19 protein-coding genes are annotated in these 24,374 nt (G+C 53.8%); 4 read left to right on the top strand and 15 right to left on the bottom strand.

What is annotated here, in order from left to right; all coding sequences use genetic code 11:
* The first annotated feature begins 346 nt into the window (after positions 1–346).
* Positions 347–2,347 carry a tetratricopeptide repeat protein gene (locus tag GRX64_RS05370; RefSeq protein ID WP_166264424.1) on the top strand — a complete coding sequence of 667 codons (2,001 nt, stop codon included), beginning with the start codon at positions 347–349 and terminating at the stop codon, positions 2,345–2,347.
* Positions 2,348–2,428: 81 nt separating this feature from the next.
* Here the strand turns inward: GRX64_RS05370 and sbcB are convergent, their stop codons facing one another.
* Together sbcB and GRX64_RS05380 are read right to left on the bottom strand one after the other, a co-directional pair.
* Positions 2,429–3,877, bottom strand: a complete 1,449-nt coding sequence (gene sbcB / locus GRX64_RS05375) for an exodeoxyribonuclease I (RefSeq protein ID WP_166264426.1) — start codon at positions 3,875–3,877, stop codon at positions 2,429–2,431.
* A gap of 67 nt (positions 3,878–3,944) precedes the next feature.
* Positions 3,945–4,811, bottom strand: coding sequence for a hypothetical protein (locus GRX64_RS05380; protein WP_166264428.1), 867 nt, complete (start codon positions 4,809–4,811; stop codon positions 3,945–3,947).
* Between the two features lie 364 nt (positions 4,812–5,175).
* Between GRX64_RS05380 and GRX64_RS05385 the strand changes: the two genes are divergently transcribed.
* Together GRX64_RS05385 and GRX64_RS05390 are read left to right on the top strand one after the other, a co-directional pair.
* Entirely contained in the window at positions 5,176–6,192 is a 1,017-nt protein-coding gene (locus GRX64_RS05385) for a response regulator (protein WP_166264430.1), read from the top strand.
* 3 nt (positions 6,193–6,195) lie between these two features.
* A complete protein-coding gene (locus tag GRX64_RS05390) occupies positions 6,196–7,164 on the top strand; it encodes a GGDEF domain-containing protein (RefSeq protein ID WP_166264432.1) in 969 nt (322 codons plus the stop codon).
* 41 nt (positions 7,165–7,205) lie between these two features.
* Here the strand turns inward: GRX64_RS05390 and GRX64_RS05395 are convergent, their stop codons facing one another.
* From GRX64_RS05395 to GRX64_RS05435, 9 genes are all read right to left on the bottom strand, one after another.
* Positions 7,206–7,646, bottom strand: a complete 441-nt coding sequence (locus tag GRX64_RS05395) for a universal stress protein (RefSeq protein WP_166264739.1) — start codon at positions 7,644–7,646, stop codon at positions 7,206–7,208.
* Between the two features lie 31 nt (positions 7,647–7,677).
* Positions 7,678–8,961 (bottom strand): TRAP transporter large permease, encoded by a 1,284-nt coding sequence (locus GRX64_RS05400; protein WP_166264434.1) that lies wholly within the window; start codon positions 8,959–8,961, stop codon positions 7,678–7,680.
* Between the two features lie 61 nt (positions 8,962–9,022).
* Complete coding sequence (locus GRX64_RS05405; RefSeq protein WP_166264436.1) at positions 9,023–9,601, bottom strand: TRAP transporter small permease; 579 nt, start codon at positions 9,599–9,601, stop codon at positions 9,023–9,025.
* 186 nt (positions 9,602–9,787) lie between these two features.
* A complete protein-coding gene (locus GRX64_RS05410) occupies positions 9,788–10,813 on the bottom strand; it encodes a TRAP transporter substrate-binding protein (protein WP_166264438.1) in 1,026 nt (341 codons plus the stop codon).
* Positions 10,814–11,543: 730 nt separating this feature from the next.
* Complete coding sequence (locus GRX64_RS05415) at positions 11,544–12,662, bottom strand: tRNA-queuosine alpha-mannosyltransferase domain-containing protein (protein ID WP_166264440.1); 1,119 nt, start codon at positions 12,660–12,662, stop codon at positions 11,544–11,546.
* Between the two features lie 46 nt (positions 12,663–12,708).
* On the bottom strand, positions 12,709–14,436 hold the full coding sequence (locus tag GRX64_RS05420) for an alpha-amylase family glycosyl hydrolase (protein WP_166264442.1): 1,728 nt from the start codon (positions 14,434–14,436) through the stop codon (positions 12,709–12,711).
* Positions 14,437–14,460: 24 nt separating this feature from the next.
* Complete coding sequence (locus GRX64_RS05425) at positions 14,461–15,684, bottom strand: glycosyltransferase family protein (RefSeq protein ID WP_166264444.1); 1,224 nt, start codon at positions 15,682–15,684, stop codon at positions 14,461–14,463.
* Between the two features lie 33 nt (positions 15,685–15,717).
* Positions 15,718–16,521: an HAD-IIB family hydrolase gene (locus GRX64_RS05430; protein WP_166264446.1), complete on the bottom strand. Its 804-nt coding sequence runs from the start codon at positions 16,519–16,521 to the stop codon at positions 15,718–15,720.
* Positions 16,514–17,542, bottom strand: coding sequence for a hypothetical protein (locus GRX64_RS05435; protein ID WP_235937526.1), 1,029 nt, complete (start codon positions 17,540–17,542; stop codon positions 16,514–16,516). The genes GRX64_RS05430 and GRX64_RS05435 overlap by 8 nt, the downstream gene beginning before the upstream one ends.
* 157 nt (positions 17,543–17,699) lie before the next feature.
* Between GRX64_RS05435 and GRX64_RS05440 the strand changes: the two genes are divergently transcribed.
* Positions 17,700–19,157, top strand: coding sequence for a protein adenylyltransferase SelO (locus GRX64_RS05440; RefSeq protein ID WP_166264448.1), 1,458 nt, complete (start codon positions 17,700–17,702; stop codon positions 19,155–19,157).
* A 338-nt stretch (positions 19,158–19,495) separates the two neighbouring features.
* On the opposite strand, the gene GRX64_RS05445 is transcribed toward GRX64_RS05440, so the two are convergent.
* From GRX64_RS05445 to GRX64_RS05460, 4 genes are all read right to left on the bottom strand, one after another.
* Positions 19,496–19,951 carry a hypothetical protein gene (locus tag GRX64_RS05445; RefSeq protein ID WP_166264450.1) on the bottom strand — a complete coding sequence of 152 codons (456 nt, stop codon included), beginning with the start codon at positions 19,949–19,951 and terminating at the stop codon, positions 19,496–19,498.
* The gene (locus GRX64_RS05450) at positions 19,948–20,292 is read right to left on the bottom strand and encodes a hypothetical protein (RefSeq protein ID WP_166264452.1); all 345 of its coding nucleotides are present in this window, start codon (positions 20,290–20,292) and stop codon (positions 19,948–19,950) included. Before GRX64_RS05450 ends, GRX64_RS05445 begins: the two co-directional genes overlap by 4 nt.
* A gap of 990 nt (positions 20,293–21,282) precedes the next feature.
* On the bottom strand, positions 21,283–22,224 hold the full coding sequence (locus GRX64_RS05455) for a hypothetical protein (protein ID WP_166264454.1): 942 nt from the start codon (positions 22,222–22,224) through the stop codon (positions 21,283–21,285).
* A gap of 468 nt (positions 22,225–22,692) precedes the next feature.
* Positions 22,693–24,210, bottom strand: coding sequence for a fumarate hydratase (locus GRX64_RS05460; protein ID WP_166264456.1), 1,518 nt, complete (start codon positions 24,208–24,210; stop codon positions 22,693–22,695).
* Positions 24,211–24,374 lie beyond the last annotated feature (164 nt).

Here is a 24,374-nt window from a genome sequence, read left to right on the forward strand (position 1 = left end):
AGCTGAAGCGTCTGCTACGTGACTCCCCTGACTCGCCAAATGTAGCCGATGCTTTAGCTTCGGGGGCACCGTCAGGTGCCTGAGGTCGCCCGCACACATTGGCACCCCATTCGGGGTGCTCAGAAGCTGAAGCGTCTGCTACGTGACTCCCCTGACTCGCCAAATGTAGCCGATGCTTCAGCTTCGGGGGCGCCGTCAGGTGCCTGAGGTTGAGCCTATCACAGACCTAGATAGACAAGCTGGCACACCTTTCGCAGTGTCCCTTCAAACAACTGCCAATATGTCAAAAACTGCAGACTCTTGCCGCCCGTCCGATCCCTGCGGCTCGACAATAACGAGGTGTTCAATGCACGCACATCAGCACAATCAGGCTCACGATTCCGGCAAGGCCAAAACAGCCCGCTTGTTAATTCAGGCTAACGAAGCCTACCGGGCATCCAATGCCGCTAACCTGCGGCACAGTGAGCGGTTGGCGTCACGCCTCGAATGCCGCGGATTGTTGACGGAAGTGCTGGCGCTGGCCCCCGGGGACGCCAACGCTCTGGGCCTGATGGGCAGAATCGCCATGGATGATGGTGACCTCGATCAGGCTCAACGGCTGTTCAACAAAAGCCTCGAACAAGATCCGGCTCAGTCCCAGCAGTTCGCCAACCTGGGTTACTGGGCCCTTGCGTCAGAGCGCCCAGCCCTGGCAGAACATTATTTCCTGGAGGCACTGGCCCTGGACCGGCAATCCGCCGCCGCTTTCTGCGGTATTGCGCACGCAAAGCGCCGCCAGGGTCAGTTCGACGTCGCCTACCTGCATTATCGCAAGCTGCTGGAAATGGAGTTTGAATGGCCTTCCGTCTACAGCGGCATGCTCGCTTGCGCCGAAAACCTGGCGGTGACCAAGGCCGACCGGAAGCTGGCTGAAGATGCCATCATGCTGCTCCGACGAGACAACCTCCCTCACCAGCAAATGAGTGGTTTTGTGGCCGCCATTTTACGGCAGCAATACGATCTGGATAACCCACAGTCCCAGGTGCTCCTGGAGGTGGCGTGTCACGATGAGCTTTTGATCCTTGCACTTCAGAAAACCCTGATGCCGGATGCCGCGGTTGAAGAGCTGGTGACACTGATACGCCAGTCCATACTGACCGAAATTGCCCTCACGGCGGAACTGCGAGACGACCTCCAGCCATTGGCGATGGCGATTGCCCGTTATGCGGACCGTACCGGTTACGCCTTGCTGACGACGGAAGACGAGGAGGCGCTTGTCAGTGCCATTAATGAAAGCCTCACCGCCCAGTTTGCCATGGCGGAACCGATGGACGCGCTGGTGGGATCGTTGATCGTCAGCGCACAGTACGATGCTTTGTTTCATCAGTCGTTTGCCGTCCAGCTCGGCCAGTGGGGACTGGTGGACTGGCCAGCCGGCCTGCAGTCACTGATGGCCTCAAGCTACTATGACCGCGCCACCGAAGAGGCCGTCAAACAATGCTTCCCCGAAAAGGCCAACGAGCTGGCTCTCGACAAAGTCGATATCCCGCAAGCCTGGCCGAGCTGGACGCAGTTGGCGCACCGGACCGAGAGCAGCCTGAAAACGCTGATGGCCAGCTCACTTAAACTGAATACCGATGCCTTGCCGGCCACACTGCGGCTGATGATTTGTGGCGCGGAGTCAGGTCAGCGCGCACTGGAACTGGCCCACTATCTGGACGATGTGGAAGTGATCGCCATCGACGAATCACTCGCCAACATCGCCAAAGCGACCCGGCGAGCGGACGATCTGGGCCTGGACAATATCGTGTTCTGGCCCTGGTCGGTGGCACAGCAATTTGTCGCGGATGGCCATCGCGTCCAATGGATCGACATTGGGCGCCTGCCGTCGACACATATGACGAGCGTTTCAGTGGCCGCCCTGATCAACTCGGCGACCGACAATGGCTCCGTGGTTCACATGCACACGGCGGTCGCGGAACAAACTCCGGGCGATGCCCAAATCCGCCATTTGATTGAACAACACAACCTGCAACCGACTCGCACCACATTACGCCGACTGCGGCGCATGGCACTCAACAACCAACAAGACGAGTTATGGCAGACACTGCTTACGTCATCGGACTTCTACGGTCTTGGCGGCTGCCGGGACCGCTGGTTCCGCACTCAGGACATTCGCCAACTGCAGCAAGCCCTGACATTAATGAGCAATGAGGTGGACTGGAAGCTCATTAAAGCCCAGGATAACGATGGTCAAACACTGGCGCTGGCGCCCGTACAGAAACAGCTGCAGGCAGAGGCATTGGGCAGTGAAGTACAAAGCCTGGTGGGACAGCCGTTGTCGGTCTATTTCCTCCGCCGCCGGTAGTCACTGTGAAACCCCAAGCCGAACCAAGGCTTGGGGTCGTGATCACCCGAGTAGGTGGCTTGGTGTGTAAGCGACAACCGATTATACGTAAGGCATGAGGGACTCGCCGTACAGGTGCAACTCTTCCAGGAGGTGCATTTTTTCGGGACTCAACTGAGGATCCGAAGCCAACTGTTGGAGCGTTTTAAAGTAAGCCTCCATCGAGCGCCACCCCTTGGGTGGCTGCATTAAACGCTGTTGGCGAAACGCCTCCCAGCGCTCTTGTTCTTCCGACGACAGCGTGTCCGGATAGTTTCGCGCCCGATAGCGAAAGACCATCTCTGCCAGCCGCTCATCATCAAAACTCAGTTCCCGTTTGCCCAACTCGTTAATGGGTGACCGTAAAATGTCATCAAGCTTCGACCGATCCGCTTTGGAGATAAAGCCGCCAGAATAGAGCTGCTCATCGGGATCGCTCAAATCGTTGTCATGAGGACGATCAAATGCCGCCGCGATTCGGGCCGGCAAGTCCCCTCCGTGTTGCTTGATCAATGCCAGGTTCGCCCTTAACCGATCCCCATCCAGTGCCAATTCATGCAAACGTTCAACCGGCAGCGTTTTCAACATGGTCGCCGGTGCCAACACAGGGCACTTATTGGTGTGAATGGCTTTGAGTGAAAACCGCTGAACCCCATCGGGCAGATCCGCCTGAGCGGTAAAAACCCGCTGCTGAATCTGTTCAACACTGGCGTTGATTAATTCGGAGGGATCGTCCCGGAGGTCGTAGACGATCACCGCGTTCTTGTTGGTAGGATGGTCGGCTAACGGCGTCACCAACGCGCAGCAACCGCGGCTGGCCGGGTACTTGGACGAGACATGGAATACCGGCTTGTGATGGCTCGTGTCCAGCAGGGCACGCGCTGAGTGCTTGTCTTTATTCTGCAGAACAAACTCGAACAACTTCGGCTGTTTGTCACGAATCAGGCGCGCCACGGCCAGCGTTGCTTCGACATCCGACATCGCATCATGAGCACTCTCATGACTGATGCCATTCGCTGCCGTTAAGTCTTCCAACCGAAAGCTCGGACTGCCGTCCTCTTTCTTTGGCCAAACGATGCCGTCCGGTCTCAAAGCATAGGTGAGCCGGACCATATCGATAATATCCCAGCGGGAATTCCCGTTCTGCCATTCGCGGGCATAAGGGTCGCGGAGGTTTCGATACAGCGTATACCGGGTGACCTCATCATCGAATCGAAGGCTGTTGTAACCCACCACACAGGTACCTGGCTGACTGAAAGCCTCATTGATCTGGGCAATGAATTCGGCCTCGGGGTAACCGTGCTCCATGGCTTTTTGAGGGGTTATTCCGGTAATCAGGCAGGCTTCCGGAGCCGGCAGGTAGTCATCACTGGGACGGCAGTAGATAACCAAAGGCTCTTCAATGATGTTGAGGTCAGCGTCTGTCCTGACACCCGCAAACTGTGACGGCCGGTCGTGCATAGGATCCACGCCGAAGGTTTCGTAATCGTGCCAATAAAAACTGCGAATCAAGGTCTTCGGCTCCCGCCCCAGTGTTTAAAACAAGCTTTGGGGCAGTCTAGCAGAGTTGCTGATTGATTCAGAACAACCCCATGCCCCGATCGATATACTCGGTTCTGGCTCTGGGAATGCCATTTTGCAGGGTTTGGAGGTCCAACGTCATACTGGTAGGAACGTTGAAGAAGACACCAGGATTGGCTGCCACGGCGCCAGCACCATCGACATCGGTCCACTCAACGGCCTGTTTTTGGAACGACAGGAAGAAGTCCTCCGCAAAGCCGACAGTCCCGTCACCATTATCAACACCAACATCGAGGGTTTGAAGGTTGCTTAACGGCGCACATTGTCCACCCGCCGTGGCGCAGTCGGCCCCCACCAAACCAATATGAGTGGCTTGATAAGACGTGCCTGAACCTGCCGCGTCAAACAAGGTCGCCGCCTGCCCCACACCACTGCCATCATCAATCTGCAGGCCAATGTTACCGCTAAAGCTACCAATATCTCCTGAAAGGGTCCCGCGCGCCTTGTTCAAACCAAATCGAAAGCCAACAACCTCACCGTTTTGTTCGGCCAACTCAAAGTACGGATCCGCTCCCACAAATGGCACAATATCGCCCACAGCATAGGTTTGGCCGTCCAATTGCACCTGAGCGGCGTTGGAAGAAATGTGGCCAAGCGACAGATGATCGACCGCCAGATCGGTTCCATTGACGGTTTCACCAAGCGCCAGGCTATCGATATTGGTCTGAATCTCTGCATCCATTCCCAGAGTGACCCGAGTGAATTGCTCACTGGTGCCGATTGTCCTGTCGACGGCGATCATTGCCTGTCCCTGCACTTCGCCCATTTCTTTGTCAGAAATAGGCGTCAGCTCTGCGTGGGCATGGACCGCCGAAAACAGGCAGAGCAGTGCAGGAGCGGCGTGTTTAAACGCTTCCCTGGTCATATGTTGATGTGTCTCTGAAAAATGTGTTGACTGCATCAGTCGCTGGCAGCGAATTGTTGTTGAACCTGCCTATTGTCACGCTGACACTATAACCAAGGCGGCCGAGCCAATAGCGTGATACTGGTCACATCGGGCCACGACAACCCGGTATTAAGTGAATTTTTTGAGGGAGTTCGCAGTTTCCATTGGTTTTCAGCCAGTTGGCACGGCGGTAACGCGCTCCCACCTGGTCGCTTTTAGCCAACAGGATTAAGCGAACCAATTGGGTGGCTGCTACACTTACCGCCACAAGAACTGACCGGTTTGCCTAACTTCTACCCCATGAATGACCCACTTCCGAAGCATCAAAAGAGCCACCGACCGAATGACCACGCGCATACTGATTTGTGACGACTCCGGAATGGCCAGAAAGCAAATGACCAGGGCATTGCCAAAAGACTGGGATACGGAAATCAATTTTGCCGAACATGGCCTCGACGCCCTTGAGAAGCTCAAGGCCGGCCTTGGTGATATCCTGTTTCTGGATCTGAATATGCCAGATCTGGATGGTTACGGTGTTCTCGAAGCGATCAACAAAGACGATTTGCCAGTGTTAACGGTGGTGGTATCGGGTGATATACAGCCTCAGGCACGGGAACGGGTTAAGAAAATGGGCGCGATCGATTTTATCAAAAAGCCCACCAGTCCTGAGGTCATTGTTAACCTGCTCCAAGATTATGGACTTTACCGACCCGGAGAAGACGCCAGTTCCACCCTCCCGCATTCGAATCAAAAAGCCGCCCCAGACAGCGTTATCGACCTCAACGACTTTTTGCAAGAAATTGCCAACATTGCCATGGGCCGAGCCGCAGACCTGTTGGCACGTCTGCTGAATGTTTTTATTAAGCTTCCGGTACCGCGCGTCGCGATGATTGAACGCTCCGAACTCAGCATGGCACTGGCTGCCGCAAGCAATGACGACCAATGCTCGGTCGTGTGCCAGGGTTTTACCGGAGCGGGCGTCGCTGGCGAAGCGCTGTTGCTTTTTTCGGACTCGAATTTTACCGACATGGCTCGACTACTGCGTTATGAAGAGGCCCACAACGACTCCCTCGAAGTCGAGGTATTGATGGACATGTCGAGCATTCTGTTCGGTGCCTTTCTGAAAGGCCTGGGCGATCAAATGGACCTGAAGCTGGGCCTGGGCCATCCGACGGTTCTCGGCCAGCACCAGCAGGTGAATCAGCTGCTGGAACATCACAGCAATCGCAGCGAGCGATTACTTTCAATTGAAATCAATTACCAGATTGAGGATCACGAGATTGCCTGTGACCTGCTCGTACTATTAACCGAAGACTCCATCCCTTTCCTTGAAAAAAACCTCTACTACCTCGCGGAGTAAGCCATGGCCATCAATGAGAACGAAGTCCATGCCTTTCACTGGCTGGTCGATATGCTTGAATCCGTTGAAGTCGGCCTGGTGGTTTTGGATCTGGATTATCGTGTTCAGGTTTGGAATGGCTTCATGGAGAACCACAGTGGCATTTCGGCTTCTCGGATTCGGGACAAGGTACTTTTTGACGCAGTCCCTGATTTGCCGAAACACTGGCTGTCCCGAAAAATAGAGTCGGTGGCGTTGTTAAACACTCGCACCTTTACGTCGTGGGAACAGCGCCCATACCTGTTCCGATTCCGTAATACCCGGCCCATAACCGGCACCGAAGAGTTTATGTTCCAGAATCTGACAATCAGCCCACTCTCGGGGTCCGACGGCGATGTACAAAAAATCTGTCTGATGATTTATGACGTGACAGACGTTGCCACTGGCCGCATTGCGTTGCAGAAAGCGAATGAACAACTAGAGCGGTTGAGCATGACTGATCGGTTGACCGGCATGTTGAATCGCGGCACCTGGGAAAACCTGATTGATGCCGAATTCGAGCGCTATCGACGTTATGGCCAAGACACCTCGATCGTAATGTTTGATATTGATCATTTCAAAAAAGTGAACGACACCTATGGTCACCTGGCCGGCGACGAAGTGATTAAGCACACCGCCAAGGTGACACTGGGAAGCCTACGCCAATCTGATCAGGCGGGACGATACGGCGGCGAAGAATTTGGAATTATATTACCGGAGACCGATACAGACGGCGCCAAAACCATCTGCGAGCGTATACGAGCCAATATAGAGACCAGTATTGTCAAAACCTCCGTGGCTGATATCCAATATACGGTGAGCATTGGCATATCAACGCTGACGGATGGTCCGGAAAATTACATGCAATGGTTACAGCAAGCCGACGAAGCCCTATACAGTGCCAAGGAAGGCGGCCGGAACAGAGTCGTTGCACATGGTCAGGCTAGCCGTTAGCAGGACTCCCACAAGATACAGTGCCGGAATCCGACTGCGCCTTACACCAACAACGTCGGGCATTTGGTCATACTCGCAACGCGGTGTGAAACACTACCCAGGATCATGCCGTCTTTATCGCTATCCGCACCGCATGAGCCCATTACAATCAAATCGATTGCCTTGTCCTTGGCAAACTTAACTATGGTTTTCGAAGGCCGCCCGCCTTTCACAAAGCCGCGGATTTTCGTCGCCCCATGCTCTTGGGCGTAAGATTTTGCGAACTCCACCACTTCCGTGGCGTGTTCTTTCAAAGCCTCGTCCGGTATCTGTGGGTGGCTGGTGCGAATCATCGACAGCGATGCCTCTCCCAGGCTGTGATGTTTAAACACGCAGATAAGATAAAGCTCCGCGTCGAGAAATTTCTGTAACTCAATGGCAGTATCGAGTGCTTTTACAGCCGCTTGCGACCCGTCCACAGCCACCAATATTTTCTTAAACATCACCCACTCCTTTGTCCAGAATGGCGCCCACTCAACGGAACGCCAAATCCCTCAGGAACAGCGAAATCTGCGGAAACGCAATAAGCAGTGCTGCTGCAAGTACAAGAATGAAAATGAAAGGCGGTGTGCCTCGAATGACTTCCCAGTACGGACGTTTGAATATTGCGATGGCGGTGAAAATATCGCAACCGAATGGCGGTGTCGCGGAACCAATGGCCACCTGAAGTGTAATGAGGATACCAACGTGGACCGGGTCCAATCCTGTGGAGGCTATGGCCGGTGCAAAAATCGGGGTGAGCACGAGAATCACGACGATCGGGTCAACAAACATGCAGGCGACAAAAAACGAGATTGAGATTGCGATCAAAACACCAACCGGACCGGCATCGTTTACACCAACAGTTTCCAGAATGGCCTGGGGAATCTGGGCAAAAGAAATGATCCAGGAAAAGCCATTACCTACGGCCACCAGTATGAACACTACCGCAGTAATCAGGCCCGTAGATTTTGCGATCCGGTAAACATCCGGCATGTTCAGCGAACGAAATACCAGGAATTCCAGGAAAAACGCATAAAGCACACAGACGGCCGCTGCTTCAGTGGGGCTGAAAATACCCCCGTAGATACCGCCTACAATGATGACCGGGAAGAATAAAGGCCACAGGGCTTCACGGGTGGACTTGAAGCGCTCACCCCAGGACGACTTTTCTTCAGTAGGCACATCGTTTTTGTGTGCGTAGATCAGGCAATAAACCGAAAACATGAAGAGAATCAAAAGTCCCGGCCCGATGCCGGCGATAAATAGTTCGGCAATGGAGGTCTGGGAGATAACCCCGTAGATAATCATGCCAATACTTGGGGGGATCAAAAACGCGATATCGCTGGCATTAATAATGAGGGCCAGTGTGAACGAGTCCGAATAGCCCGCTTTCAGCATTTTGGGACGTAACGGGGAACCCACCGCCACAACCGTTGCCTGGGTAGACCCAGACACCGCCCCAAACAGCGTACAGGACGTCGCTGTGCTGACCGCCAATCCACCTTTGATGTGCCCAATAAACGCCATGACCATCGCAATCAATCGATTGGCGGACTGCCCTCGGGTCATGATGTCGGCGGCAAGGATAAACATTGGCACAGCAATCAGGGATGCCGGGCGGATGCCACCCATCATTTGCTGGACAAACGTGTCCATTTGCCCCATGCCATTGAACATCATGTAGAAGCCAACCAGGGCCGCCGTAATCAACGGCACCATCATCGGGAACCCCAGTAACAACAGCCCGATCATTATTAACATCAAGGTCGTAGCCATGAATCCTTCCTTCAATAAAATGTCTGGAGCTTACGAGGCTTCTGAAATAAGGTCCCCGAAGTTACACCTCAGATTCCGTATCGGCGTAACCGTCAACCACACCCGTCGACAAATAAATATCTTTGGACGTCATATTCTTAATAGCCGTTAGAAAATATTGAATACCCGTAATTGCCAGGCCGATTGGAACCCATATGTAGATAAACCAGATCGGTACGCCCAGGGCGGGCAAAATTCGGCCGGTTGAAAATACATCCGTGATGTAGATAACCGAGAAGTAGCACACGAAAAACATCGTCGCGCTGGTGAAAAGCGAAATGATCACCATCAGAATTTTACGCCCGATCACGGGCAAGGCATCGTAAATGGCGGACATTCGAATATGCCTGCCATGGCGGGCCGCGTAGCCGATGCCTGCGAAGGTGATCATGATAATCAGTATGCGATTCACTTCTCCGGAGAAGAAGAATCCTTGGCCAAACACAAACCGGGCAATGACATTGACGCAGGTATTGATGGCCATCAAGAGCACGCCAACAGCCAGAATAACGGCTTCGACTTTACTGATAACGACGTCGATAGTGCCAAGAATCCCAGGTAGACCAGACTCGTAGTTTTCGCTGTCTTCTTCGTCAGACATAATACGACCTTCCCTTCAATCAACGCCTACAACATGAGCCGAGACCACCGATACCGACCCGGTGTGTTTCGAACACACTGTGCCGGCACACTCAACCGAGCACTTCAATGATCCTGCCATGCGGAAAAATGCGGCGGTGCGCAACAGTCACCGCCGCATTCGCAGCCAATCAGGCCGCCTACCAACTCACTTCTCTACCGCTTCAAGGTCAGCCTTGAACTGATTGAGCAGCTCACGACCACTTTCACCGGTCATTTCAATGAAGGTTTCCTCAACCTTTGGCGCACGTGCCTTGAAGGCTTCAATCTGCTCATCGTTAAGACGTGTGACGGTCACTTTGTCACTCGCTTTCTGGATCTTGGCGAGTGCTTCTTCGGCCAAGCCATCAATGTGCTGGATGATTTCTTCAAACGCGTAGTCCGCAGCGTCCTGAATCAGTTTCTGATCGTTTTCAGGCAGACCGTTATAGAACTTCTGGTTTGCCATGGCCGCCGTAGTGAACCAACCATGCTTGGTGAAGACCAGGTTCGGTGACACTTCATAAAGACCGCCGGATTCAATCCAGAAGATCGGGTTTTCCTGACCTTGAATCATGTTGGTCTGCAGCGCACCGTATACCTCGCCCCAGGGCAATGGCGTGGGTGTTGCGCCAAACGCTTCATAGGTGGACGCCAGCAAGGGGTTGGTCATGGTGCGGATTTTCTTGCCCTGGAAATCAGCAGGCGATGTGACCGGCTCATCCACCGTGACGACCATTTCGCCTTCCGGATACATCTGCAGAAGTTCGAGGCCCTGATTGGCATAGAGTTTGGGAAAGTCTTCATTGATGGCCTTACTCTCACGGAAAAATTCAATCACCGTGTCCATGTCGGTCGGCATGAGATAAGGAATGAAGAAAATTTGAGCTTCGGGGATCAGCGAACCGGTAAAGCCCGGGGACTGGTTGACGAATTGCAGAATGCCGGCTTGCGTCTGCTCCATGATATCGTCAGATTCGCCGAGCTCGCCAAACCGATAGATTTGCAGTGTGTGGTCAGAGTTGTCTTCGATGTATTCTTTAAACTTGTAGGCGAACACATCCTGAACATCCCCCTCATACTCTTCGTGAGCATAACGCCAGTTGTCGGCGTTCGCCACGCTTGCGGCACCAAATGCTGCCAGTGTGAAGCAGGATACACCCACCAGGTGCTTTAGCGTTTTGCGATTGAACATTGTGCTAGCCTCCTTGTGCCGTAAGCCTTGATTTTGGCCTAGGCTTGTTTCGGTTGGTCCAGAGTCTCGGCCACGTCGTTTTTCATTTAGCTCGAAGCCGAAGGTGTTCAGAATCTCTTAGAGCAATATAAGAATGGCAAAACATTCTAAACATGACAAGAAAATGGACTGGTAAATTATGCCTTTGCGTTCACTTTCCGGTTACACAACACTCGAATTTCAAGGCTGCTTTGGTGAAAACAGGCACCTTCCAGAGCCTATTGACGCACGTCAAAAAAGCCTTTTAAACTAAGCCCTCTACATTGATTTAACGGGTCGAAACTAAACTAATCGATCTCCGGCACTTTGGTTTTATGCGTTTCGAGCCGTGCAACTTCGCATTTTCAATCCCAAATCAGTGCGTTAAATTACCTGAACGGCCCGGCAAAGTTACACATTGTTACAATCCTGGACCACCAAATTCCCCGTTAATTTAATTTGACCTCTAACTATATTATTAGCCCCTGGCGCCTGACGAATGTGCCGGCCACACTCTCTGTCTACCGTCACAACACACACTATGGACTCGTAAATACCCGCCAATGCATTACCCAAAAGTACTAGGGAGCGTCTAACGCCTTTCGCGCCCTGGCGTTCGAGCTGTCTTGCACTCAGCCGTTTGCAATGAGCAACGACCATCCGCTGCTCTGCCTACCCCAATGCACACGTGCGAATCAGGGGCACTGCAATCCTACTCGGTGCCCCCTGTCTGCTGATGGCGCGACAGCAAGCCCATCAGCACCCCCTGGTACTCTTCCCGCAATCGCGACAATCGCCATAAATCGGGAGGCGACGTAGTCGCTCGCTGCGCCATCAGCCGGATCAGCGTATCGACAGCGGCACCAGCCTCCGCTTCCGGGTGGTCTTTAAAGCTCCGATAGCGCTGATTCTCCGGAACATACTCCGGGTAGGCCAGTCGGTCCGGTGCCAGTGCAAGACACCCAGACGCCATAGCCTCGATCATCGACAGCCCCTGGAAGTCATGCACGGCAGTGGAAATGACCACGTCGGCGGATTGCAACAATTGGTCATACTCCGACCGGGTTGATAAAAACCCCCAGTGGACCAGCTCGTCTTTGAAGGCCGCTTGTATGGTTTGAAACTCGCGGGGCTGATTGCGGAACTGCTCGCCGACGACACTCAGCCGGAAAGCCTGTCCTGCCTCCCGCAAGCCATTCAGCAGTAGGTAGAGCCGGTCCGGTGACTTATCGTATTCCCAGCGATGGTTCCACAGCAGGTGTGGTGTCTTGAAGTTGAGCGCTTGCCCCCGCCGGACATAGAGGCGGTCATCGATCGGTACCGGCAATACCACCGATTTTTCGGCAAGAGAGGCCATCAACCCGCCAGGCACCGCGTCCGGCATTTTTGCCAGCAGCGCCGTGCCGCCGGCTAAAAAGCTCTGTCGGTTCCACTCACTGTTAAACACCACCCGGTCGGCAACAACCGCACTGTAGAGATTCACCATTTGGGGGTCGATACTGCCGTGCTGATCACCGGAATCCGGGTAGGCAAACTGATTTTCGTGCATATAGAGCAGCACGGGGGTGGCACTGAGCTGAGGCTGAAAACTTTTCAATGACGCCAGATCGACCATGGAGGTCACCACCAGCAGATCCCATGGTTCCTGCAGCTGCGGCTCATTGAGCCAGCTCAATGCATTGCCTCGAATGCGCCAACGGAAAAACCGGGGTGGTAACGTCAACGTCTGCCACTCGAAATCCGGCTGACTGGCCACCAACTGCTCACGCCAACGTCGATGACTTCCGGCGTCATAGGCCGACAATATTAAGACTCGTGGTCGACGGCTCATGTTTCGGTGTCACTCAATGCCAAACATCCTGCCCGTATCCGCCGGTTTATCGATTCGACAGCCACACTGACTGGTAAGGGCTTAACGTCAGCGTACCGGACAAGTCCTCTATCACCTGGCCCGAGATTAAGTCTTGCCACTGGTCGGTCCCTATCAAGTTGATGTCACTCAAGGCAATTTCCTGTGGGGTGCTGGTGATGTTGTATATGCAAAAAATGGATTGATCGCGCCTCACGCTCTGGCGCCAAAACCCGAACAGCTTCAGACCCAGGTGCAGCGTGAACTGCGTGGCATTGGGATGGAAAGCACTTTGACGCTTACGGATACTAATCAGTCGCTTAAGCTTACAGAACACCTGACTGTGATGCCCCACCGGGTTAGTCAATTCAGATTCCAGGGTGTCAATGTTCCATTGGCTGCGATTGATGGAGCGCAAACGGCCCGTGTGCTCCACCTTTGCATTGTCATTCTCCGTACCAAACAGGCTGTGCACATAAATAGCCGGAATGCCCTCCAGCGCCAACATCACCGCATGAGCACAGACAAAACGGGCAACTTGCCACTGATCCGGCCCTCCGTCCGCAGTACCCTTGAGCGCGTCAAATAAGCTGATATTCATCTCATAGGGTTGTTCGCCGCCTTCCGGCAGTCGGCGGTAGGACACCTTGCCGCCAAACAGCGTCATGGTGTCCACCAACTGCTGTTTTTCATCCTCTGCCAGCAAGCCATCGGTCGGACGTAAACCCACGCCATCATGTGAGGCAATAAAATTGAGGTAGGTGGTGCCCATCTGGGCCGGCGGCATACTCATTAGCCAGGTTTTCAGATGGCGGCAACTGCCTGTAACCAATGTATTGATCAGCAACGGCGGCAGTGAAAAATTGTAAATCACATGGGCTTCATTGGCGTTGCCCAGATAGGTCAGATTCTCCCGGTTGGGCACATTGGTTTCAGTGATAATAACGGCGTCCGGCGTGTGATGTTCTATCAGTACGCGCAGTATTTTTATGAGTTCGTGGGTCTGCTGCAGGTGGATACAACGGGTTCCAATCTCCTTCCACAGGAACGCGACCGCATCCAGCCGGAAGAGCTTCACACCCTGCTCCAGGTAATAACGGATGATATTAACGAACTCCACCAACACTTGTGGGTTGGCAAAGTTCAAATCCACCTGGTCTTCACTGAAGGTACACCAGACAAATCGTTCACCGCCCTCGGTCTGAACCGGCGTCAACAATGGGGAGGTTCGTGGCCGAACCACCGCACTCAGGTCGTCTTGTGGGCTGGCCTCAAAAAAATAGTCCCGCCCGGGGTCTATCCGTTTCTTATAGTTTTCAAACCACCGGCTGCGAGCCGACATGTGATTGATCACCAGGTCAGACATCAGCTTGAAGTCACCCGCAATACGCCGAATGTCCTCCCAACTGCCGTGGGATTCATTGACCGAGAGATAATCCATGACCGAGAACCCGTCGTCTGAACTGAACGGAAAAAACGGCAGGATGTGAACACCCGTCACTGTGTCCTGGAGCTGATGCATCAAAAACTGATGCAGCGACACCAGCGGTTTTTCACCATCACGGCAAATAGAATCGGCGTAGGTAATGAGCAGTACGTCCGATTCATCCCAGTTATTACGATGGGCCGGCGGCGACACCGTATCTGGGGCCAGGCCCATCACATCGAGCAACTGGGCGGCAAGACGCTCGGAGTCTTGGCCCGGATAGACGGTCGCGAGCATACCCGTCAACTTGCTGGTCAGTTCATTCGTCATCGTCGATCATTCCCACTATGCAGTTCAGCTGGCAAATTGCTGGTTGTCTTCATCCACAGCCGCCTGGAGCTGCTCCATAATGTCCGGTATGGCACTCACGACGCGGTTCCAGCTGGGAATAAACGGGGTATCCATCGGGTTATCCAGAAAGTACGCCCCGGCGCGCACGACGTTCTGTGCAAATAACTCGACCGCCTGCTCCTCGGAATGACGATCAAATTTCAAGCCGTTGATGGTGGCATCGTTCTGGTAGGTTTCGATGAAGTCCAGGGCGATGCGGTAATAGGACGCCTTGATGGTGCGAAATTTCTCGTTGGAGAATATTTCACCGTTGGTCGCCAACTTCCGAAACAGGGCTTTGCTGATATCCGTGCTCATTTTAGACAGGCCGCGACTGGCATCCTCGGGTGACAGCTCCTGGTGCTTATGGTCGTAGGTGTCGGCAATATCCACCTGGCATAATCGGTTGGTGGCGTAATTGCGCTTCATTTCCGACAGCACGCCCACTTCCAGTCCCCAATCACTGGGAATGCGCAAGTCATTAATGACATCGGTGCGGAACGAGAACTCGCCCGCCAGCGGGTACCGGTAGCTGTCCAGATAATCCAGAAAATCACTTGGGCCGCAGACTTTTTTCAATGCCCGAATCAACGGCGTCACCAGCAGCCGGCTGACACGGCCGTTCATCTTGGAGTTCGCCACGCGAGCGTAATACCCCTTGCAAAACATGTAGTTGAAGTTCGGGTTCGCCACCGGGTAAATCAGACGGGCCACCAAATCACGGGAATAGGTCAGGATGTCGCAATCGTGGAGCGCGACGGATTTACTCATACCGGAGGCCAGCACATAGCCAAAACAGAACCACACGTTCCGGCCTTTGCCCATTTCTGTGGGAGCCAGACCATGCTCACTGAGCTGGTCATCTATCGCCCGCAACCTGGGACCGTCATTCCACAACACCCGCACATGCTGAGGGAGTTCGGAAAAGTACTCCAAAGCGTGCCGGTATTCGGTTTCATCGGCGCGGTCAAGACCGATAACAATCTGTTCCAGGTAAGGCACCTTGGCCAACTCACTGACAATGTGTTTCAGCGCCGGACCTTCCAACTCGGAATACAACGAAGGCAATACCAGCGACATCGGACGAGCTTTCCGGAACGACATCAGCTCCGCTTCGAGCTCTTCAACTGGCCGCCGACAGAGGTTGTGCAAGGTCGTCACAATACCATTCTGGTAAAAATCACCCATATCCTTACCCCTGTGCTTAATCGCTTATTAATATCAGTTCAGTGCATCAGCCAGCAGTCCCAGAATGCATTCATTCCAGCCTGCCGGCCCCACTTTTATTGATCGCAAAGGTTCTCGGCCACCGGTTAACACGAGTTGGGCCGAATTGATGCCTCTGATGATTACCGGTATGTCCGCCTGCTCCAACATCCGGACATCGTTCGGGCTATCACCCAGCGCCACCGACACAACGTCGAAGCCAAGATGTTTCTCCCGGTATTGCTCCATCAGGTACAACATGGCACCGGCCTTATCGAAAAACCCCATAACATGGTAAAACCGACCACCCTGCAGGAGCTGCAATTGGTGCGTTGCCAGCACTCGCCGGAACTCTGCCAGAGCCGCATCATCGCCCTGCCAGATTAAAGGCTCAGTGGCATCCCGAGCTTTGGCAGCCGCGGCAGCGGCTTCGCTGAGCCCGGTTATCCGGGCCAGTTCGGAGATCGTCATCGCATCGAAATTGTGAAACGCAAAACCTTTGTCTTTGAGCACATCCAGGACATCGAGAATGATGTCGCGATGGGGTGCAAACGGCACCACCTGCTCTTCGCCGGGTTCAAAATAGTTCTCGGGGATGACAACTGCCGCCCCGTTCTCAACGATAAACGGGTCCCTGTTACCCAGTTCATCGCGCAGCGACCTGATTTCCGAGCGGGTTTTGCTTGAATTCAATACAACCGGAACGCTCGCGGCCCAAAGTGCATCCAAAGCCGGTTTTGCTGGTCGCCAATCGTAGCTGTCGTGATCCAGCAGAGTGCCGTCCAGATCCGTGAACACGACCAACTGACGCTTAGCCATGAGGCATCTCCTTCCATTTGAGACCCCTGATGCGGTGGTCCTCCGCAATACCTACAACCACGTCTGCGCGGCCGGGCATCTCAGACAACATCGCCCGGGTAAGGCGCTCGTAATGCATGATGAACCGTAACAGTTCACTGTCTGTCATGAGGCGCTGCGACTGCTCACTGCCCTGAGAGTCCAAGGCCGGGGCCTCGGCGTTGCTTCCGCCTTCATTTGGTGCACCCGCCGTTTTGCTGGCAAGCTTGCGCTCCTGAAGTGTGCGCCAGGTTAAAACACAGTCCATTGACGGCGCTTCCAGCATAATCAGCATGTCCAGCCGACCAAAAAAAGCGGCATAGCCTTCCCGGAGTTGCTGGTTCACATAGTGTCGCCATCGACCGTCCGAGTCCTCATTTGCCTCCAGGCTGTTGAGCGGAGACATCAGTGTCTTGCTGTCTGCCTCTGCCCGCGCCCCAACGCACCACCCCTCAAACAGCACCACGTTTGTGGCTCCCTCATGAACGGGCCACTGGGCACGCGGCGCACGATCATCGCAGGCTTTGTCAAAGGCCGGGATTGGCGTTGTGTCGTTCACACCTGCCGCCATCAACTGGTCAATGACCTGGTTACCCAGCACCAGGTCGTGGGTTCCAGGCACGCCTCGGGTCACCAGCAAGGGGTGTACCTGCTGCCCCAACCGGATCCGTTCTGACCGTGTGAGGTAGAGATCATCCAGGGAAAACCGCGCGCACGGACATGCGAAACACTGAGTGAGTATGTGCTGCAGAAAGAGCGCCAACGTTGACTTGCCGGTGCCTTGCGCGCCGTTGATGCCCACCACCAACGGCCGCGACAGGCTGCGCTGGCGGCGGGCAATGTCCGAGGCCAATGGAAGATAAAACTCCATGACCGTATCAACAAATGCCTCAGGCAAATGTTCCGCCTGTACCAAAGCCTGTGTCAGCGCCCGGACCCTGTCCTGGACCGCAGACAGGTCTGCCTCACTGTCGGGTTGTTTCACCTTGTCTTTTTCATCCATGCCCTCATCCATACCGTATGGTTTTGCAGTATTTGTACCAGTTTCAGTTTAATCTAACGACCGGTCATTAATTTCCGAATCCACTCGAGAAAGTGGGCCGGTTTGACACCATAACACTGACACCTTGAGCATAGGCCAGCCACACAGACATCGACAGGTGAGCGTTCTGAACAATTTCCACATTGAACATCAATATCTCAATCTACCCGATGCGTTTTACAGCCGTGTGCAGCCGAACCCGCTGAAAGGCGGTCGTATGGTGTGCTTTAACCATGACCTTGCCACCGAAATGGGATTCCACACAGACAACCCCGAGGACTGGACGGCCGTGGGCACGGGGCAGGCATTGCTTGAGGGCATGGACCCGGTAGCGATGAAGTACACCGGGCATCAATTTGGCATGTACAACCCGGACCTGGGCGACGGACGCGGGCTGCTGCTCTGGGAAACCATTGGACCGGACAACCGGCGCTGGGACTGGCACCTGAAAGGCGCGGGGCAAACCCCATACTCCCGCTTCGGTGATGGCCGCGCGGTATTACGCTCATCTATCCGGGAATACCTCTGCAGCGAGGCAATGCACCACTTGGGCATCCCGACCACCCGGGCACTGTTCCTGGTCAGCGCGAAAGACCCGATACGGCGTGAATCCCTGGAAACTGCCGCAACGCTCTTGCGGGTCGCCGAAAGCCACATCCGGTTTGGGCACTTTGAATTCGCCGCTCACCATGAAGGCAAAGAAGCGCTTACCACCCTGATGAATCACACCATTCGGTTGCACTTCCCTCACCTGGAGAAGCTCCCCGAGCGTGACCGGTATCAGCAATGGCTGGCCGAAGTGGTGGCGCGCACAGCCCGGCTCGTCGCTCAGTGGCAAAGCGTTGGCTTTTGTCACGGAGTGATGAACAGCGACAACATGTCGATCATCGGAGATACCTTCGATTATGGGCCGTACGCCTTTCTTGATGACTTTGATGCCGGCTATATCTGCAACCACACCGACCAGGGTGGACGCTACGCCTATAACCGCCAGCCTGAAATTGGCTTCATCAACTGCCAGTTCCTGGCTCGCGCCATGGTTTCGGTGATGCCGGAAGAAGACATCCACCAGGCCCTGCGGACTTACGAAAAAGCCTACAACGAGACTTTTCTGACCACCATGCGCAGGAAGATTGGGCTGGAGGTCCCGCTGGAATCGGATATTAACATCATCATGGATCTGTTCAGCATGCTCCATGAACACCACGTTGATTACACCCTGTTCTTCCGTGGCTTATCGACACTACCCGCGAAAGGCGCAGCACCAATACGCGACCTCTTTGTTGATCGCGAAACGGCAGACCATTGGCTGGCGCGCTATGCCGAACGGCTACAACAGGAGACCCGCACACCGGAGGCGCGTCAAGCCGCCATGAGCCGCGTTAACCCCAAATACATCCTGCGAAACTATCTGGCCCAGCAGGTCATACAGGACGCCCAGACTGGCCAATACGACAGCCTGCACCGGCTGTTGAAGGTGCTGGAAAAGCCGTTCGATGAACAGCCAGAGAATGAGGACTACGCCAAGTTGCCACCGGACTGGGGCAAGCATTTGAACATCAGTTGTTCGAGCTGATGACCACTCAAGAGGCGCAAGCCGCTCGCAGTCACGAATATCCGCAAACGCTGCTGCTTTAATGCACCCGACACCTCAGCTTTGAAGCAGGCTCCCAGCCTGCCGGATTGGCCTGCAGGGCCCTGACGGGCCCTCCGAAGCTGAAGCGTCGGCTACGAAAAGCCCTTCGACCGAAGAGAACGAGGACTGTGGCAATTTGCCGCCAGACTGGGGTCAGCCTTTGAATATCATTTGTTCGAGTGGGTGGGTTTTAGTCATCCCCTCCCCAAGGTAAGTTCTTCATCCGCAGGGTGCCGGCAACCGCCAGAATATCGCTTTCAGTGCCTTATTAGAGAAACTCATTCTACCAATTTCATGAAGCTGTAACCGATGGCCATCGCGACCCCAATCAACCACTGCCAATATTGATAAACCTTCAGTGGGAGCAACAATTGGGGAGGCAACTGGCTAAAGTCATAATGGTCAAAGTCTCTGCGGTTCAATCGAGTGTTGACAGACGACAGCGCATACAGCGTAAGCCGATGGAACTTAGAGAACCAGTCGTCACCGCGACGCTTCAATGTTTCAACGATTTCAGGATCAACAATATCATCGACCTTTGGGACCAGCCGATTCATAAGATAGAAAGTAAACCCAAACCAAAATAAAATGCTGGGCAAAATGAAAAAACCGGCAACAACCGTAAACTTCACAATAAGAATACGATCTTCCAAAACTCCAACAACCCAGACTGACAGCGCTAACCAAATGAATAAAGGAGCAAATATCAGGAAGTTCAGAACCCGCAAATTCATGGTGTTTTAACCGGATAAGTTGCTTCGAAAACCACCTCACCAAGAAAGCCGCCCAAAAGCCCGATCCCCGTTCCACCTATAAAACCACCGGCAGCGCCAGCTACCAGACCGCACCACAGAAAACTTGAACCAGCAGAAGGTAATGCAAAGATTGCGCTACAAGCACCATATGCTAACGAACCGCCCGCCACACCTCCAAAGACACGACCGGCAAAACCAGAAGACTCAATAACCTTCGTTTTATGACAGAACCGATCATTGTCAGACACGAAGGCTTTTTTGATCGTTTCGTAAGTCAGCGCACCATCAATCGCGATGGTCAGATAGCCACCGTTTTTCAAAGGCGGACACAAGATCGCAATAAAGGTATCTGGTTAATTCGGCAAGTAATTGATGACGGCGGACAACATGAAAGCTGACTTTTTGCGGAACACTCATTGACGGATCTCCCTGATCACATTCTTCCATTCCGTTGGAATTACTGACTTCGTATTTTCGGGCATGAACGCCCGAAAGAAACTAGCCCGCAGAGCACTTGATTGCAAGCGGCACACCGGCCTGCCGGATTGACCTACAGGGCCCTCCGAAGCTGAAGCGTCGGCTATAATGAACCCTTCGAGGCAGCAAATGCGCTAATTTACCAACCGGACTGAGGTAAGCCTATGAATACCTGTTGTTCGAGTTGAAAGTATGCAGCACAGGACAGCTCTGAACACCTGAGTGCAAGCTAAATATTTACGCCAACCACCCCTCCTAACTTTATTGAGCCAAACCCTATTAACAACGATAGTGCGCACAAGATAAGCCACTGCATAAAAACTCGTAGTGGCATGCTCAGTTCCTTGGGCAAATGCTGGAAATCAAAGTGTGGATGGTCCCGATGATTTAGCCGACGGCTCATTGTTGAAAGCGAATAGATGGTCAGTCGATGAAATTTATGGAACCAGTCATCACTGCGACTCTCAAGGATGCTGCACAAGCCTGGTTCAACTATCCTGTCCACCTCTGGGACAACCCTATACATGACGTAAAGAGTGTATCCAATGAAAACGAAGCTACCAGGTAAAAAAAACATCCCGCTAATCATCGTTGAATAGAAAAGCAAGTGCTCATTCGCTTGGTGGCCCAACCAAAGTATGACGACTGATAAAACCAACCAAATCAGAGACAATGAAGCGAGAAAAACACGAAGCTTTTTGATGTTCATTTTATTGGTACCGAAAAAGCTTTTTTGTACAAATATTCAACACCGTCCGATGCTTCGCTACCAAGACTTCTACCAAAAACATCACCAGCCGTGCCCCCAACAAAACCACCGGCAGCACCAGCAACTAAACCACACCATAGTAAACTCGCCCCCCAGAAGGCAAAACGAAAATAGCATTGCAGACAGCATATGCGGCCATGCCACCAACAACCCCACCACCAACTCGGCCCGCAAAACCTGACGACTCTACAACGGTTGTTCGACGACAAAATCTGTCGTCTCCAGAGGCACAAGCCTTTACAATTGTATCGAGCGTCAGCGCACCATCAATCGCGATGGTCAGATAGCCACCGTTTTTCAAATACCGAGTGGTTTGTGCGAGGCGGTCAAAATGTGGCTGAAAGCCTTTTACCCCGCCATCGATCCCGTGGCGTTCCCAGTGCAGAACCTGGCTTTTGGTGCTTATTTTTAGCGCACTCCTGGCAGCCATGTCTCTGGGTGTACCCAGGGCAAGAGTGCGTGAGAGCCGGCCCATATCGGTATCCAGTGCGGCATACAGGTGCTGTCGGTGGGTATAGAACTGCGATGTCAGCTTGCCATGGGCTTTAAATGTTTGGACATAACGGCTTTCCAGATTTTTCAGCGTGCGGCCAAGTGCCTTGGTCTGAATCGAGACGCCTGCAACAAGCCCACTGGCGAACGTATTAGCCCCGTTGGCAATACCTTTTACGACGCTCGGATTTTCCGCCGCATTTTTTATCATCGCGGGATTTTCGGCAAAGGTCTGCCTCTGAGCCGCATCCATCTGGTTAACAATCACTATGTTAAAGCTAGCGACCATCGCCTGGATATCGGCTTCAACATTCGAGGGGAAACAGGCCGGTTCCGGCAGATAGAGCATTTGCCCGGGGATCAGAGCACCAAAACTGTCCGGCGCCGGTTCGTTGAGCCTCATGAAATCTTTTGCCGAGGCGGACACAAGATCGCCGTAAAGGTATCTGGTTAATTCGGCAAGCGATTGCTGACGGCGGACAACATGAAAGCTGACTTTTTGCGGAACACTCATTGACGGATCTCCCTGATCACATTCTTCCATTCCGTTGGAATTACTGACATTGTTTTTTGGGCATAAACGCCCGAAAGAAACTAGCCCGCCGAGCACTTGATTGCAAGTGGCCCCAGCCTGCCAGATTGACCCTCACGGCCCTGGCGGGCCCTCCGAAGCTGAAGCATCGGCTACGAAAACCCTTCGACGGCAGAGAACGAAGACTGTGCCAAGTTGCCACCGGATCGGGGTAAGCCTTTGAACATCTATTGTTCGAGTTGATTGCCGCTCAAGAGGCGCAAGCCGGTCACAGTGAAAGATACCCGCGAACACTGCCGTTTTAATGTAGCCGACGCTTCAGCTTCGGAGCAGGCCCACCGGCCTGCCAAACTCACCCCTAGGGCCCTGGCGGGCCCTCCGAAGCTGAAGCATCGGCTACGAAATGCCCTCTAACAGCAGAGGTTAGCGCGCCCTGACACGGCCTTCATTCTATGACACCGCCTTCGCGGCAATGATCTTGTTGTGCCACTCGACCGGGCCGGTTTGGTGCACCGACGTGCCTTTGGAATCCACTGCCACTGTGACTGGCATGTCTTCAACTTCAAACTCGTAGATCGCCTCCATGCCCAGCTCCTCAAAAGCAACCACTTCGGCTTTCTTAATGGCTTTGGAGACCAGATACGCGGAACCACCCACGGCCATCAGGTAAACAGCGCCGAATTCGCGAATCGCATCAATGGCAACCTGACCGCGTTCGGCCTTACCGATCATGCCAGTCAGGCCGGTTTTCTCCAGCATGGTGCGGGTGAATTTATCCATCCGGGTGGCGGTGGTCGGTCCAGCGGGACCCACTACTTCTTCCCGGACCGGATCCACCGGGCCCACGTAATAAATGAAGCGGCCTTTCATGCTGACCGGCAGCTCTTCACCCCGGTCGATCATATCCACCATTTTTTTATGGGCGGCATCGCGGCCGGTCAACATCTTGCCCGACAGTAATACCGTTTCACCCGGCTTCCAGTCTTTTACATCTTCCGGGGTAACCGTATCCAGGTTGACCCGGCGAACACTGTCGCCCACCTCCCAGGTGATCTCGGGCCAGTCTTCCAGGCTCGGGGGGGTCTGCAATGACGGGCCCGAGCCATCCAGCACAAAATGGGCGTGACGGGTTGCGGCGCAATTGGGAATGATTGCCACCGGCTTGTTCGCGGCATGGGTCGGGTAGTCCTTCACTTTCACATCAAGTACGGTGGTCAGGCCTCCGAGTCCCTGGGCGCCGATGCCCAGGTCGTTCACCTTGTCAAACAGCTCAAGGCGCAGCTCTTCAGCACGATTGGATGCACCGCTGGCCTGCAGGTCATGGATATCAATCGGATCGAGCAGCGATTCCTTGGCCAGTTGCATCGCTTTCTCCGCCGTCCCCCCGATACCAATACCCAACATGCCTGGCGGACACCAACCGGCGCCCATGAGAGGAATCATCTTCAAGACCCACTCGACCACGGAATCGGAGGGATTCAGCATGGCAAACTTGGATTTGGCTTCCGAGCCACCGCCCTTGGCGGCAACATGAACGTCCACGGTATTACCCGGTACAATCTTGTAATGGATAATCGCCGGTGTATTGTCTTTGGTGTTCGTGCGCTTACCGTCCGGGTCTGCCAAAATTGATGCCCGAAGCACATTGTCCGGGTGCATGTAGGCCCGTCGAACGCCTTCGTTAATAATATCGTCCAATGCCATATCGGCTTCCCAGCGGACGTCCATACCAACGGTCACGAACACCGTCACAATGCCGGTATCCTGGCACAGTGGCCGCTTACCCTGGGCACACATCCGGGAATTGATCAGAATTTGCGCCATGGCGTCTTTCGCCGCTTGGGACTCTTCCTTTTTATACGCTTCGTACACACCCTGAATGAAATCTTTCGGATGGTAATAGGAAATGAACTGCAGCGCGTCTGCTACGCTCTCGATCAGGTCGTCCTGGCGAATAGTCGTGGTCATGGCAATCTCATCGGTTGGAAGTTATGAGTCTGTTAAAACAATCGAACGGGCGCAGAGTTTACCAGCGAGCGACCGCTTTATACAGACTGGGCACATTGCGATGTTTCGGTCCAACGCCTTTGCAATTCCATAGAGCGATGGGGTTAAATCCTTGACTCCGTCCC

It is taken from the genome of Marinobacter caseinilyticus, assembly GCF_011074955.1.
In the GTDB taxonomy this organism is placed as follows: Bacteria; Pseudomonadota; Gammaproteobacteria; order Pseudomonadales; family Oleiphilaceae; genus Marinobacter; species Marinobacter caseinilyticus.